At 67.5% G+C, this 12,699-nt stretch carries 12 protein-coding genes; 11 read left to right on the top strand and 1 reads right to left on the bottom strand.

The genetic code is table 11. The features are described from left to right. The first annotated feature begins 194 nt into the window (after positions 1-194). The 10 genes from HWX14_RS19215 (at position 195) to HWX14_RS19170 (ending at position 10,471) form a co-directional block, all read left to right on the top strand. On the top strand, positions 195-551 hold the full coding sequence (locus HWX14_RS19215; protein WP_175884003.1) for a hypothetical protein: 357 nt from the start codon (positions 195-197) through the stop codon (positions 549-551). A gap of 89 nt (positions 552-640) precedes the next feature. Beyond that, positions 641-922 carry a hypothetical protein gene (locus HWX14_RS19210; protein WP_175884002.1) on the top strand — a complete coding sequence of 94 codons (282 nt, stop codon included), beginning with the start codon at positions 641-643 and terminating at the stop codon, positions 920-922. Continuing rightward, on the top strand, positions 919-2,421 hold the full coding sequence (locus tag HWX14_RS19205) for a TolC family protein (RefSeq protein ID WP_175884001.1): 1,503 nt from the start codon (positions 919-921) through the stop codon (positions 2,419-2,421). Before HWX14_RS19210 ends, HWX14_RS19205 begins: the two co-directional genes overlap by 4 nt. A 1-nt stretch (position 2,422) precedes the next feature. Next, positions 2,423-3,718, top strand: coding sequence for a copper oxidase (locus tag HWX14_RS19200; protein WP_034175003.1), 1,296 nt, complete (start codon positions 2,423-2,425; stop codon positions 3,716-3,718). Positions 3,719-3,784: 66 nt separating this feature from the next. Further along, positions 3,785-4,132: a copper-binding protein gene (locus tag HWX14_RS19195; RefSeq protein ID WP_175884000.1), complete on the top strand. Its 348-nt coding sequence runs from the start codon at positions 3,785-3,787 to the stop codon at positions 4,130-4,132. Between the two features lie 14 nt (positions 4,133-4,146). Further along, positions 4,147-4,527, top strand: a complete 381-nt coding sequence (gene copC, locus HWX14_RS19190; protein WP_175883999.1) for a copper homeostasis periplasmic binding protein CopC — start codon at positions 4,147-4,149, stop codon at positions 4,525-4,527. Then, positions 4,524-5,465 carry a CopD family protein gene (locus tag HWX14_RS19185; RefSeq protein WP_175883998.1) on the top strand — a complete coding sequence of 314 codons (942 nt, stop codon included), beginning with the start codon at positions 4,524-4,526 and terminating at the stop codon, positions 5,463-5,465. Before copC ends, HWX14_RS19185 begins: the two co-directional genes overlap by 4 nt. 169 nt (positions 5,466-5,634) lie before the next feature. Further along, entirely contained in the window at positions 5,635-7,449 is a 1,815-nt protein-coding gene (locus HWX14_RS19180) for an ExeM/NucH family extracellular endonuclease (RefSeq protein WP_175883997.1), read from the top strand. Positions 7,450-8,148: 699 nt separating this feature from the next. Further along, positions 8,149-9,996 (top strand): peptidase S10, encoded by a 1,848-nt coding sequence (locus HWX14_RS19175; protein WP_175883996.1) that lies wholly within the window; start codon positions 8,149-8,151, stop codon positions 9,994-9,996. A gap of 82 nt (positions 9,997-10,078) precedes the next feature. Continuing rightward, positions 10,079-10,471 carry a 2-oxoglutarate dehydrogenase gene (locus HWX14_RS19170; protein ID WP_244130266.1) on the top strand — a complete coding sequence of 131 codons (393 nt, stop codon included), beginning with the start codon at positions 10,079-10,081 and terminating at the stop codon, positions 10,469-10,471. Positions 10,472-10,628: 157 nt separating this feature from the next. Here HWX14_RS19170 and HWX14_RS19165 read toward each other — a convergent pair whose 3' ends face one another. Beyond that, positions 10,629-11,708, bottom strand: coding sequence for a zinc-binding alcohol dehydrogenase family protein (locus tag HWX14_RS19165; RefSeq protein WP_175883994.1), 1,080 nt, complete (start codon positions 11,706-11,708; stop codon positions 10,629-10,631). A 110-nt stretch (positions 11,709-11,818) separates the two neighbouring features. On the opposite strand from HWX14_RS19165, the gene HWX14_RS19160 reads away from it, so the two are divergent. Next, positions 11,819-12,610: a helix-turn-helix transcriptional regulator gene (locus tag HWX14_RS19160; protein ID WP_175883993.1), complete on the top strand. Its 792-nt coding sequence runs from the start codon at positions 11,819-11,821 to the stop codon at positions 12,608-12,610. Positions 12,611-12,699: the final 89 nt, after the last annotated feature.

Here is a 12,699-nt window from a genome sequence, read left to right as displayed (position 1 = left end):
AACGCCAGAGCGTACGGCGCCGCGCGTGCGCGAACGATGACCGGCGGATGACGGAATTGTCATGAAAACCCGGTCATGTTTCGGCCATGTCGTCGTCACTGCGGCGGCGATAAGCTGCGGCCGTCTTGTCCCCGGAGCGCGCCGTCGTGCGACGCGCCGGCCCTAACGATCATTGCCTGCCTGATTTCGCATCCATGTCGTACTGGCGCACCTTTCTCGTCGTCGTGTTGCTGGCGCTGAGCCTGCCGATCCAGTCGTTCGCGGCTGTTTCGATGCAGTGCGCGGGCGTAGCCGTGCAGCATGAGGACAACGCACCGCACACGATGCCGGCCGCGCAGGACGGCCATCAGGATCACGGCGATCACGCGCGGCATGCGTCGTCATGTGCCGCGTGCGTGTCCTGCTGCTTCGGCACCGGCATGGCGGGCGCACCCACGGTGCCCGCCGCGGCGAGCGCCCGCGTCACGACCGTCGCGCCGCCGCGTTCGGCCGGCGGCGTGTCGTTCCTGACCGGCGGCATCGACCGGCCGCCTCGCCGGATACCCGTCTAGTTCCTGTCCGCGGCCGACCCGCCGCGATCCGCCATGTGTTCCGGTCACCGCATCACGCCGTGCCGGACGACTTACGACGAGACATGTTCATGCGATTGATCACTGCGGCGCTGTGGGGCGCGGCGGCCCTCGTGCCGTCGCTCGCGCCCGCGCAAACCCCGTTTCCCGATCCGGCGGACGCCGCCGCGTCGGTGCCGGACGTCACCGTGACGTCCGCGTTCGACGGCTATCGGCCGTATCGGGATGACGAAGGCCCGGGCTGGAAACAACTGAACCGGGATGTGATGGAGCGGCCCTCGAAAGGGCGCACGACTGCCGGCGCGGCCGGCAACGGCGCCACTCATTCGACGCACGGAGGGGCAGCGCGATGACGACGCTCGCGATATCGCCGAGGATCGGCGCAGCGGCGATCGTGCTGGCGTTCCTCGCGGGCTGCACGGCGTTTTCGAAGGACGGCGGTTTCGACGCCGTGTCGTCCGCCGCATCGGAGCGCATCGGCAAGGACGCGGTGCTGGTGCGGACCGACGCCGACCGCGAAGCGGTCGACCAGCGGACGAAGGAGTTGCTCGGCAAGCCGCTGTCGATGGACGACGCGGTGCAGGTCGCGCTGCTGAACAACCGCGGCTTGCAGGCGTCGTATGCGGAACTCGGGCTGTCGGAGGCCGACCTCGTGCAGGCCGGCCGGCTGCCGAACCCGCGCTTCGCGTTCAGCCGCACGCGTGCCGGCGACGGCGAGCTGACGCTCGGCCGCACGTTCTCGGCGAACGTTTTCGCGCTGCTGACGATGCCGCTCGCGACGCGGATCGAGCGCCGCCGCTTCGAGCAGACCAAGCTCGAAACGGCCGATGCGATGCTGAAGGTCGCGGCCGACGCGCGCCGCGCGTATGTCGAGGCCGTCGCCGCCGAGCAGGCCGCGAACTATGCGCGGCAGGTGCGCGAGGCCGCGAGCGCGGCCGCCGAACTCGCGCTGCGCATGCGGCAGGCCGGCAACTTCAGCCGCCTCGACTACGCACGCGAACAGGCGTTTCATGCCGACGCGGTCGCGCAGCACGCGAAGGCGCGGCAGCAGGCCGTCGCCGCACGCGAGAAGCTCACGCGCGCGATGGGGCTGTGGGGCGAACGCACGCGGTACGCGTTGCCCGAACGCTTGCCCGACCTGCCTAAAGCGCGCCCTGATCTGCCCGATCTCGAACGCTTCGCGATGAGCAACCGCCTCGACATCCAGGCCGCGAAGCTGCAGACGCAGGGCGTCGCGTCGTCGCTCGGCCTGAGCAAGGCCACGCGTTTCGTCAACGCGGTCGAGCTCGGCTACGTGAACGACTACGAGACCGGCAAGGGCCACGAGCACGGTTACGAGATCAGCGTCGAGATTCCGCTGTTCGACTGGGGCGGCGCCAAGGTCGCACGCGCCGAGGCGATCTACATGCAGTCCGCGAACCGGCTCGCGAAAACCGCCATCGATGCACGCTCCGAAGTGCGTGAATCGTACGCGGCATACGTGACGAGCTACGACGTCGCGATGCACTACCGCGACGAAGTCGTGCCGCTGCGCAAGACGATCTCCGACGAACTGCTGCTGCGCTACAACGGCATGCTCGCGAGCGTGTTCGAGCTGCTGACCGATGCGCGCGAACAGGTCGGCGCGGTCAACGGATACATCGACGCGCTGAAGGACTACTGGCTCGCGGAAACCGATCTGCAGATGGCGGTCGGTGGCCGGTTGCCGTCGTCGGGTGCTACGCCGCGCGCGACGAACGCTGCCGAATCAGCACCCGAATCCGCTTCGAAGGCCGACGCTGCGCCGCAGCCGGCGTCCACTCCCGCGGCGCCGTCGGCGCCCGCCACGCAACCGCATCCGGAAGGTCATTGACATGGTGTCCCGTCGACAATTTCTCAGCGGCTCGGGCGCCGCGCTGCTCGGTGCGGCGATGGTCAGCAAGGCTGGCGCCGCATCGCTGCCCGACGCGCCCACGATGGCGAAAGCCGGCACGCAGCCGCCGCTCGTGCCGCCCAACGGCCGTCCGTACACGCCCGTCGCGACGCTGAACGGCTGGTCGCTGCCGTGGCGGATGAAGAACGGCTGGAAGGAATTCCACCTGACGGCCGAGCCCGTCGTGCGCGAGATGGCGCCCGGCATGAACGCGAACCTGTGGGGCTACAACGGCCAGTCGCCGGGCCCGACGATCGAGGCCGTCGAAGGCGACAAGGTCCGCATCTTCGTGACCAACCGGCTGCCCGAGCACACGACGATCCATTGGCACGGGCTGCGGCTGCCGAACGGGATGGACGGCGTCGGCGGCCTCACGCAGCCGCACATTCCGCCCGGCAAGACCTTCGTCTACGAATTCCAGCTCGAAGCGCACGGCACGTTCATGTATCACCCGCACGCCGACGAGATGGTGCAGATGGCGATGGGGATGATGGGCATGTTCATCGTCCATCCGAAGGCGCGCGGCACGATGCCGGTCGATCGCGATTTCGTGTTCCTGCTCGCCGCGTACGACATCGACCCGGGCAGCTACACGCCGCGTGTGAACGAGATGACCGACTTCAACATGTGGACCTTCAACTCGCGCGTGTTTCCGGGCATTGATCCGCTGCCGGTGCGTGCCGGCGACCGCGTGCGGATTCGTTTCGGCAACCTGACGATGACGAATCACCCGATCCACCTGCACGGCTACAGCTTCGAAGTCGCGGGCACCGACGGCGGCTGGATTCCGCCGGCCGCGCGCTGGCCCGAAGTGACGGCCGATGTCGCGGTGGGCCAGATGCGTGCGATCGAGTTCACCGCCGATCGTCCGGGCGACTGGGCGTTCCATTGCCACAAATCGCATCACACGATGAATGCGATGGGCCACCAGGTGCCGAACCTGATCGGCGTGCCGCAGAAGGATCTCGCGAAGCGGATCGGCAAGCTCGTGCCCGACTACATGGCGATGGGCAGCACGGGCGGCGCGATGGGCGGCATGGAGATGCCGCTGCCCGACAACACGCTGCCGATGATGACCGGCACGGGCCCGTTCGGGCCGCTGGAGATGGGCGGCATGTTCACGGTGCTCAAGGTGCGGCAGGGGCTTGGCCGCAACGACTATCGCGATCCGGGCTGGTTCCGGCATCCGAAGGGCACGGTCGCGTACGAATACACCGGCGAATTGCCGGACGGCTGAAGCAGCACGCGGCGGCCGCGTCGATGCGGCCGTCGATTTCCATTCACTCACACGGGAGTCGACACGATGAAGAGAGGACTGGTTTTGATGGCGACGGGGTGCGCGCTGGCGTTCTCGGCCGCGTCGTACGCGGCCGGCGACATGGCCGGCATGGACATGAGCGGCGGCGCGAAGCAGGGCGCGGCGGCGGCGCAGCGCATGTCGCACGGCGAGATCCGCAAGGTCGACATGGCCGCCGGCAAGCTGACGATCAAGCACGGCCCGCTGGAGAACCTCGGGATGGATGCGATGACGATGGTGTTCAAGGTCAAGGACCCGGCGATGCTGTCGCAGGTCAAGGTGGGCGATACGATCGACTTCGTCGCCGAGGACGTGAACGGCGCGCTGACCGTCGTCGAACTGAAGAAGCCGTGATGCGGAGCGTGAACATGACCAGCACGATTTCCGGATGGCTCGCCACGTTCGCCGCGGCGGCCGCCCTCTTCGCGATGAACCCGGTCGCGGCCTCGGCGCACGGCAAGCTCGAAGGCGCCGTGCCAGCGGCCGGCAGCACGGTCGACGCGTCGCCTGACACGGTCCGGCTCACGTTCAACGAAGACCTCGAACCGACGTTCAGTTCGGTGAAGGTATCGGACGCGAGCGGCAACACCGTCACGCAGGACAAGGCGAAGATCGATGCGTCGAACCCCCGGGTGATGACCGTCGCGATACCGAAGCTTGCGGCCGGTGCGTACGCGGTGCAGTGGGCAGTCATGACGGCCGATGCGCATCGCACGAAGGGCACCTACACGTTCCGGGTGAAGGGATGAACGACGGCATCGTCGGCCTGCTGCGGCTCGTGGCCGTGGCGATCCAGAACGCCGGGTTCGCGGTCGTCGTCGGCGCGTTGCTCGGCCGGCACTGGCTCGCGCGCGGCGCATCGGTGTGGCAACACGACGTCGGGCGGCGACTCGCCGCGACGCTGCGCAGCGCGTCCGTCGTATCGCTGCTCGCGAGCATCACCGCGTTCTGGGCGCACTGCGCGCTGATGAGCGAAGTGTCGCTGCTCGACGCGGGGCCGGCGGTTTATTCGATGCTCGCGGGCACCGGGTTCGGCCATGCGTGGCTGGCCGGCACCGTATTCATGCTCGTCGTCGTGCTGCTGTCGTTCGTCACGCATGCGAACGACACGCGGTTTCCGTTCGCGATGGCGGCCGCGCTCGCCTGTGTCGCGCTGGCGCGCAGCAACGGCGGGCATCCGGTGGACGCCGGGCTGTTCAGCGTGCCGGTGTGGATCGACTGGCTGCATCTGCTGGCGATCAGCGCGTGGGTCGGGCTCGTGCTCGTGACGGCATTCGGCGTGATGTCGCGGCTCGCCCGCATGCCTGCGAGCGAACGCGCGACGGGCGCATCGTTCGTGCAGTCGTTGTCCGATGCATCCACTTACGCGCTGGTCGTGCTGTTCGCGACCGGCGCGTACAACGGTTGGCGCGGCGTCGCTGCGCCCGCCAACCTGTTCGCGTCGACGTACGGGCAGATCCTGCTGCTGAAGCTCGTGCTCGTGCTGATTGCCGCGATGCTCGGCGGACACAACCGGTTCTTCGGGATGCCGAAGCTGCTGGCCGCGTTGAAGGACCCGGCCGCCGTGATGCCGGCGGGCTCGCTGAAACGATTTGGCACGGTGTTGCGGATCGAGGCAGTCGTGCTCGGCGGCGTGCTGATGGTGGCGGCCGTGCTCGTGTCGAGCGCGTTGCCGGGGACGGTCTAGCGGCGGGGCTTCGTCTTCGGAAGATCGGCTGCATTGTCGAGACTTGACCGAACGACGCATGGCGATCGCGGCGTGATGACGACAATTACATCGGCCTGTCTCACGATTACCAAAAACTGTCACCGAGCGCCGCTAAGCTTTCGCCACCCTCACAACCGGGATTCCCGCCATGCGCTCGACAATCCGCCTGTTTGCCCCGCTATTGCTGCTCCCGACGCTCGCCGCGCCGGTAATTGCCGCGACCGCCGCGCCCGTCAGCCCGAACTGCGGCGGCAGCACGACGCCGATCGCCGATATCCAGGGGCCGGGCGCGCCGTCGCCGCTCGCTGGCCAGAACGCATCGATCGAAGCGGTCGTCACCGCCGATTTCGGCGGCACGGACGGCTTCGGCGGCTTCTTCGTCCAGCAGGCCGACGCGCAGCGCCGCAACCAGCCGGGCGTGTCGGAAGGCCTGTTCGTCTATGCGCCGAAGGTGCGCGCGAAGGCCGGCGATCTCGTGCACGTGACGGGCAAGGTCGAGGAGAAATACGGGCAGACGCAGCTCACGCTGCAGGGCGCGATCGCGGTGTGCGCGAACGGCCAGACGGTCACGCCCGCGACGCTTACGCTGCCGGTCGACAGCCCGAACGCATTCGCCGCGTACGAAGGGATGCTCGTGCGCCTGCCGCAGACGCTGAGCGTCACCGACAACTACGAGCTCGGCCGCTACGGCAGCGTGATGCTCAGCAACGGCCGCCTGCGTACGCCGACGAGCGTCGTGCCGCCCGCGCAGGCGCAGACGCAGATCGATGCGAACGCGCGCAACCGCCTGATTCTCGACGACGGCTCGAACAAGCAGAACCCCGCGACCGTGCCGTATCCGGCGCCGGGCCTGTCGGCCGCGAACACGCTGCGCGTGGGCTACACCGTGCGCGACGTCGAAGGCGTGCTCGAAGTGCGTTACGGCGCATGGCGCGTGCAGCCGCTGCCCGGCGCGGCCGTGCCGGCGTTCGACAAGCGCGAGAACCCGCGCACCCACGCCCCGGCGCGCGATCCGAAATCGAACCTGCGCGTCGCGTCGTTCAACGTGCTCAACTACTTCAACGGCAACGGTCTCGGCGGCGGCTTCGACGATCCGAACAATCGCGGCGCGAAGACGTTCGAGGAATTCCAGCGCCAGGAAGCGAAGATCGTCAGCGCGCTGAAGGCGATCGACGCCGACGTGATCGGCCTGATGGAAATCCAGAACAACGGCTACGGCGAACTGAGCGCGGTGCGCCAGCTCGCGGCGAAGCTCGGCAATCAGTGGCGCGTGGTCGATCCGGGCACGTCGCGGCTCGGCGGCGACGCGATCGCGGTGGCGCTGATCTACGACAGCCGCAAGGTCGAACCGGTCGGCCGCGCGGCGACGCTCGCGATCGACGACAAGAACCGCCAGCCGCTCGCGCAGTCGTTCCGGCTGGTCGACGGCAACAAGCAGGCGCTGACGGTGGCCGTCAACCACCTGAAATCGAAGAACTGCCCGGACGCCGCGAACGACGATCTCGACCAGGGCGATGGCCAGGGCTGCTGGAACCCGACGCGCACGCGCGCGGCGGCGAAGGTCGCCGACTGGCTGGCCGGCAACCCGACGGGCGTCAAGAGCCAGGGCGTGCTGCTGATCGGCGACTTCAACAGCTACACGTACGAAGACCCGATCCGCACGCTCGAATCGCGCGGCTACCGCAACCTCGTCGCGCGCTGGATCGGCGCGAACGCGTACAGCTACGTGTACAACGGCGAAGCCGGCTACCTCGACCACGCGCTCGCGACGCTGCCGCTCGCGTCGCACGTGAAGGCCGTGCACGAATGGCACATCAACGCGGACGAGCCGCTCGCGCTGCAATACACGCTCGCGTACAAGTCGGCGGAACAGCAGAAGACGTTCTACGCGGCCGATGCGTATCGTTCGTCGGATCACGATCCGGTGCTGATCGACATCGCGCTGCCGGGCGGCGGGAAGTAATCATGGTGTGAGTTTTTACGACGGGCGCGATGTGCGGCAATGCCGGACGTCGCGCCCGCCCCGAAAGCCGTTCGAATACCGGGTAAATAATTCCGCGAATAATTAATCGAACCGGTATTTTATGGATGATGCAGTGCACATCGGTACTTCGATTGAAGCGCGATTGAAGTGGAGCGAATCATCGAATGACGTGCGTATTCTGCTGCATTGCCTTAATCGATTGGCGATAATAAAATTGAAAGAATAATCCTGTCGATCTGAAGGCTTGAGATGTGCTGCGCTAATACGCGAAAGGCTTCTGCGTTGTGCGTGAAAAGCAGGATATTCGGCACGACATTGCCGCTAAAAAACAGCTTGCACGAATAATTCCGTTTTCTTTCAAATTCCAGACACTATCCGCCCTTCGCATCATTGCGGGAATTTTAATATCCGAATGATCTTTGACAACGCGGCGCAGCACCGCCTATTTTTGTCATGTCGTAAATTTCGGTAATACAAAAAAGTTGGCCAAACTGCAGGGGGCGCGTCCGAGCACCATTCTCGCCAGCAGTTTGCTGTGTCTGTATCAAGTTCAGTCTCTGAGAAGTCCGATCCCCAACCGCCGACTGCCGACCGTGCAATGCGAGTGGCGGGTAGGCCTGCGCGTGTCGCAGGCGTTGGCGGCCTTTGTGATGCGGTATCCGAAGCCAAAGGAAAGAGATGAAACCAGACAGGAGCAGTACCGGCGGCCGCCGTATTCGTCGCGGCCGGCTGGCCGGGCTAGGCGCATTGACCGTCATGACACTGGCGCTCGCGGCGTGCGGCGGCGACGATTCGTCGTCCGTCGGCGCGTCGAGCCTCGCGCAGGCCACCGCGAGCCAGCAGGCCAGCGCGCAGGCGGCCGGCACCCAGGCGCCGGCCACCAACCAGCCGTACGTCGACCCGGTCGCGTATTCGATGAACGCGACCGACGGCCTCGCGCCGTCGCAGGTGTCGGAGAAGGCCGCCATCATGCATTACCAGTGGAAGGGCGGCGGCAAGACGATCGACTACACGACCACCACCGGCCACCTGACCGCGCAGGACGCGAACGGCAATCCGGAAGCGTCGATGTCGTATGTCGCGTACACCGCGCCCAGCACGAACGGCAAGCCGCGCCCGGTCACGTTCGTCTACAACGGCGGGCCCGGTTCGTCGTCGATCTGGCTGCGGCTCGGCTCGTTCGCGCCGACCCGCGTGGCCACGCCCGATCCGCTGTTCGGCAACAACTGGCCGAACTATCCGCTCGTCGACAACGCGGACAGCCTGATCGACACCACCGACCTCGTGTTCATCGACCCGCCCGGCACCGGGCTGTCGGAAGCCGTGTTGCCGAACACCAACCAGAAGTACTGGGGTTCCGACGTCGACGTGAACATCATGCGCGACTTCATCCAGCGCTACCTGAACGTCAACAGCCGCGGCACGTCGCCGATCTATCTGTACGGCGAATCGTACGGCACGCCGCGTACCGACATGCTCGCGCTCGCGCTCGAATCGGCCGGCGTGCACCTGACGGGCATCGTGCTGCAATCGGCGATCCTGAACTACTTCGCGGACGCGGTGGAAGCGGTGGCGATCACGCAGTCGACCGAAGGGCTGCTGCTCGACACCGATACCGTGGCCGGCTATCTGCCCGGCTACGCGGCGGTCGCGGCGTACTTCAACCAGGTGTCGCCGGCGCCGGTGAACCAGGGTCTGTACGCACTGCAGACGGAACTGTTCACGACGCTGATCTACAGCCAGTTGCAGAAGTACTCGCAGTCGTGGGTGTTGAGCCAGCTCGGCATTCCGGACGCGCTCGGCACGCCGGTGTTCCCGAGCGACGCGACGCTCAGGCTGTGGTCGATTCCGTCGAGCCTCACGCAGCAGGCGCTGCGCGGCTACTTCAATGCGAATCCGTTCGGCACGAGCCTGCTGCCCGGCACGACGATCGGCCGGTATGACGGGCGCGTGTCGTTGCCGAACTCCGACCCGCGGCTGCAGAACGACGGCGATCCGTCCGACATCCTGATCTCGCAGCCGTTTACGAACGCGCTCGCGACGCAGATGCCGGATTACCTCGGCTACACGGCGCCGAACGCGACGTACCTGCCGCTGAACGACAACATCATCGAGGTCTGGGACTTCTCGCACGACGGCCAGCCGATGCCGGACACGATCCCCGATCTGCTCGGCGCGCTGCAGCTCAACCCGAAGCTTCGCGTGCTCGCGGAGAACGGCTTCCACGATCTCGCGACGCCGTTCTTCAACACGGAGAAGCAGCTCGCGCGGCTGCAGACGGTGAAGGGCCTGAATCCGAAGCTGCAGGTGAACTTCTTCCAGGGCGGTCACATGATCTATCTGGACGACGTCGCCCGTCCGCAGATGAAGCGGGATTTGCAGACCTTCTACAAGGGCGCGCGGATTCCGACGGCGCTGACGCTGCACACGCTGCCGCCGCCGTGGCCGGATGAAAACCCGCCGAGCGTGCCGACCGGCAGCGCGCCGGGCGCGATGGCCGCGACGACGCTGGCGGCAGCCCCTTGAGCGACGGAGTCCTTATCAAAGGAACCCTCTCTTCATCCATTGAATGCGAGCGATCATGTCCCTAATCCAATTGATGCGGCGTATGTCTCCGTTGATCGTGCTCGGTGCCGTGATGAGCAGTGCCCACGCGTTGCCGCCGCAGGCGGTGGCGCCGGTGAAGCTGCCGCACGGCGGGCGCGGTGTCGACGGTCCGTTCTTTCCGGCCACGCGGGCGGCGCCGGTATTGCCGTCGACCGGCGCGACGTTGCAGCAGCAGGCGCAGCAGCGTGTCGACGCAAGGCTCGGCGGCAATACGTTGCTGAGCAACGGCGCGGCCGTGACGAAGGCGCAGGCGCAGAGCAGCGGGCTCGGCTTCGTGTCGAAGCATTTCGACGAGATCGATGCGAAGCACACCGGCCGCGTGACGATGAGCGACGTACGGCAGTTCATCCAGCAGCGGCAGGTGCAGGCGCAGCAGGAACAGCAGGACGAGTGACGTAGCAAGGCAGGGCGGCGGCCGGCGCGGCTTTCGGTCGCGCAGGCCGCCGAATGGCCGGCGGGTGCGGGCGCGGGAGAACACGGCGGCCGTCGTGACCGATTCCGCCAGCGCCCGGGCTGGGTCGATAGACGCCTGGGCGCGCGCGGCGTGCCGGCTACGGCGCGATCACCGTCATCCTGAACGGCCCGCCGTGCTCCGCCGCATGCGCGACCGCGTCGTTCGCATCGTCGAGCGCGAAGACCGTCACGTCGAATTGCCCGAGGTCGAGCAGCCCGCCGCGAACGAGCCCGGTCATCAGCGTCACCGCTTCCGTCGGGTACATCCATTTGCCGCGCAGCGTGATGTCGTTGCGCATGATCCACGGATACGGCAGCTCGAGCCCGGCCCCGCCGAGCATGCCGACGCCGCCCATCAGCACCACGCGCCCGTACGGACGCACGGCCATCACGGCCGCCCGCACCGTCGTCGCCGGCACCGACGGCGGCATCAGGTCGATCACACAGTCGATCGGCCCGGGGGCCGCGTGTTGCATGCGGATGCGGTCCGCGGCTTCGTCGCCGGTCAGCGCGACCGTGCGCACGCGTTCGCCGAAGCGGCGTTCGAGATCCGCGAGCACGCGCGCATTGCGGCCGGGCGCGACCACGCACCGCGCGCCCATCGCCAGCGCCACCGCGATGCACGCGCTGCCGAAATTGCCGGTCGCGCCGCTGACGAGCAGGATTTCGCCGGCGCGCAGGTCGGACGCGAGCAGCCCGCCGTACGGCACGAGCAGCGTATTGAGCGCGCACCAGTGCGCGGCGTCGGCCGGCGCGATCGCGCCGATGCGCACCGCGTTCTCGGTCGGCACGCGCAGCCGCTCGGCGAACGGGCCGTCGTGAAAGTAGCGTTGCAACTGCTTGCCGCCTTCGCCGCGCGCGCTCCAGCCCTGCAGCACGATGTCGGGCATCCGCGCGTCGTCGCGCGAGCGCACGGTCGGATCGCAGAATACCCAGTCGCCTGGCTGCAACTGCGTCGCGTCGGGGCCGGTTTGCCGGACCCGGCCGATCGCGCCGCAACCGGGCACCATCGGTAACTCGATCGGATAGCGGCGCTCGCCGCTGAACACTTCATGCGCATAGGACAGCACCGGCGTCGCGACGACGTCCACGACGACTTCGCCGGTGCCGAGCACGGGGTCCGGCATCGTTTCGATCGCGAGCGGCTGGCCGAGCGACTTCAGAATCGCAGCTTTCATGACGCTTCCCGAGGGGTGAGGACGCGTCGATTCTGGCAGGCTTAGAATCGGCAACAAGGCCCGGCGCGAGCCCAGGATCGGCCGATACCACCCTGCTCGGAGCGAACCCGATGACCGTCACCACGCGAACCCCGTTCGGCGATTTCCTGCGCTCCCGGCGCAAGAAGCTGCGCCCGGACGCCGTCGGCCTGCACGACGGCCCGCGCCGGCGCACGCCCGGCCTGCGACGCGAGGAAGTCGCGGAACTGGCCGGCATCGGCGTCGACTGGTACGTGCGGCTCGAGCAGGGGCGCGACGTCAATCCGTCGGATACGACGCTCGACGCGCTGGCACGCGCGCTGCGGCTCGACAAGGCCGAAGCCGCCCACCTGCGCACGCTCGCGCGGCGCGATGGGGCGCGTGCGTTCGTGCCGGAACGCGTGCCGCCGGCCATCGCGCGGCTCGTCGCGCATCTTCAGCAGCCTGCCTACGTGACCGGCCGGCGCTGGGACATCCTCGCGTGGAATGCGGCCGCGGCCGATCTGCTCGGCTTCGATCGGCTGGCGCCAGCCGATCGCAACATCCTCGTCTACATGTTCGTCGAGCCGCATGCGCGTGCGCTGTTCGCCGCGCGCTGGGCCGACGAGGCGCGCCGGATGATCGCGCTGTTTCGCACGAACCATGATCTCTACGCGAGCGACCCGGCGTTCGTCGCACTGGTCGCGCGCTTGCGCGCCGGCAGCGGCGAGTTCGCGAAATGGTGGGATGCGCACGACGTGCGCAGCGGCGTGTCGGGCGAGAAGGTGCTCGTCCATGCGCAACGCGGCGCGCGGCGCTACGAGTACGCGACGTTTCAGGCGAACGACGATCCCGCGCTGAAGCTCGCGATCTATACGCCGGTGAACGGCGATGAACAGACGTGATGCGGAAGTGACGGGCGCCACCTGGCGGCCACGCGGCGAAGCATCGGCTTCATGCGTGAGCGCAGGTGGTTGGGTGTAACGGCGGTGGG

The organism is Burkholderia sp. BCC0044, assembly GCF_902832955.1.
GTDB lineage: Bacteria > Pseudomonadota > Gammaproteobacteria > Burkholderiales > Burkholderiaceae > Burkholderia.
Note: the sequence above shows the minus strand (reverse complement) of the source record. Positions and strands in the feature narration are given on the sequence as shown.

What these genes read in the sequence shown, in the direction of transcription:
- HWX14_RS19215 (WP_175884003.1), top strand. Translation starts at nt 195, where the DNA reads ATGTCGTACTGGCGCACCTTTCTCGTCGTCGTGTTGCTGGCGCTGAGC.
- HWX14_RS19210 (WP_175884002.1), top strand. Translation starts at nt 641, where the DNA reads ATGCGATTGATCACTGCGGCGCTGTGGGGCGCGGCGGCCCTCGTGCCG.
- HWX14_RS19205 (WP_175884001.1), top strand. Translation starts at nt 919, where the DNA reads ATGACGACGCTCGCGATATCGCCGAGGATCGGCGCAGCGGCGATCGTG.
- HWX14_RS19200 (WP_034175003.1), top strand. Translation starts at nt 2,423, where the DNA reads ATGGTGTCCCGTCGACAATTTCTCAGCGGCTCGGGCGCCGCGCTGCTC.
- HWX14_RS19195 (WP_175884000.1), top strand. Translation starts at nt 3,785, where the DNA reads ATGAAGAGAGGACTGGTTTTGATGGCGACGGGGTGCGCGCTGGCGTTC.
- copC (WP_175883999.1), top strand. Translation starts at nt 4,147, where the DNA reads ATGACCAGCACGATTTCCGGATGGCTCGCCACGTTCGCCGCGGCGGCC.
- HWX14_RS19185 (WP_175883998.1), top strand. Translation starts at nt 4,524, where the DNA reads ATGAACGACGGCATCGTCGGCCTGCTGCGGCTCGTGGCCGTGGCGATC.
- HWX14_RS19180 (WP_175883997.1), top strand. Translation starts at nt 5,635, where the DNA reads ATGCGCTCGACAATCCGCCTGTTTGCCCCGCTATTGCTGCTCCCGACG.
- HWX14_RS19175 (WP_175883996.1), top strand. Translation starts at nt 8,149, where the DNA reads ATGAAACCAGACAGGAGCAGTACCGGCGGCCGCCGTATTCGTCGCGGC.
- HWX14_RS19170 (WP_244130266.1), top strand. Translation starts at nt 10,079, where the DNA reads ATGTCTCCGTTGATCGTGCTCGGTGCCGTGATGAGCAGTGCCCACGCG.
- HWX14_RS19165 (WP_175883994.1), bottom strand. Translation starts at nt 11,708, where the DNA reads ATGAAAGCTGCGATTCTGAAGTCGCTCGGCCAGCCGCTCGCGATCGAA.
- HWX14_RS19160 (WP_175883993.1), top strand. Translation starts at nt 11,819, where the DNA reads ATGACCGTCACCACGCGAACCCCGTTCGGCGATTTCCTGCGCTCCCGG.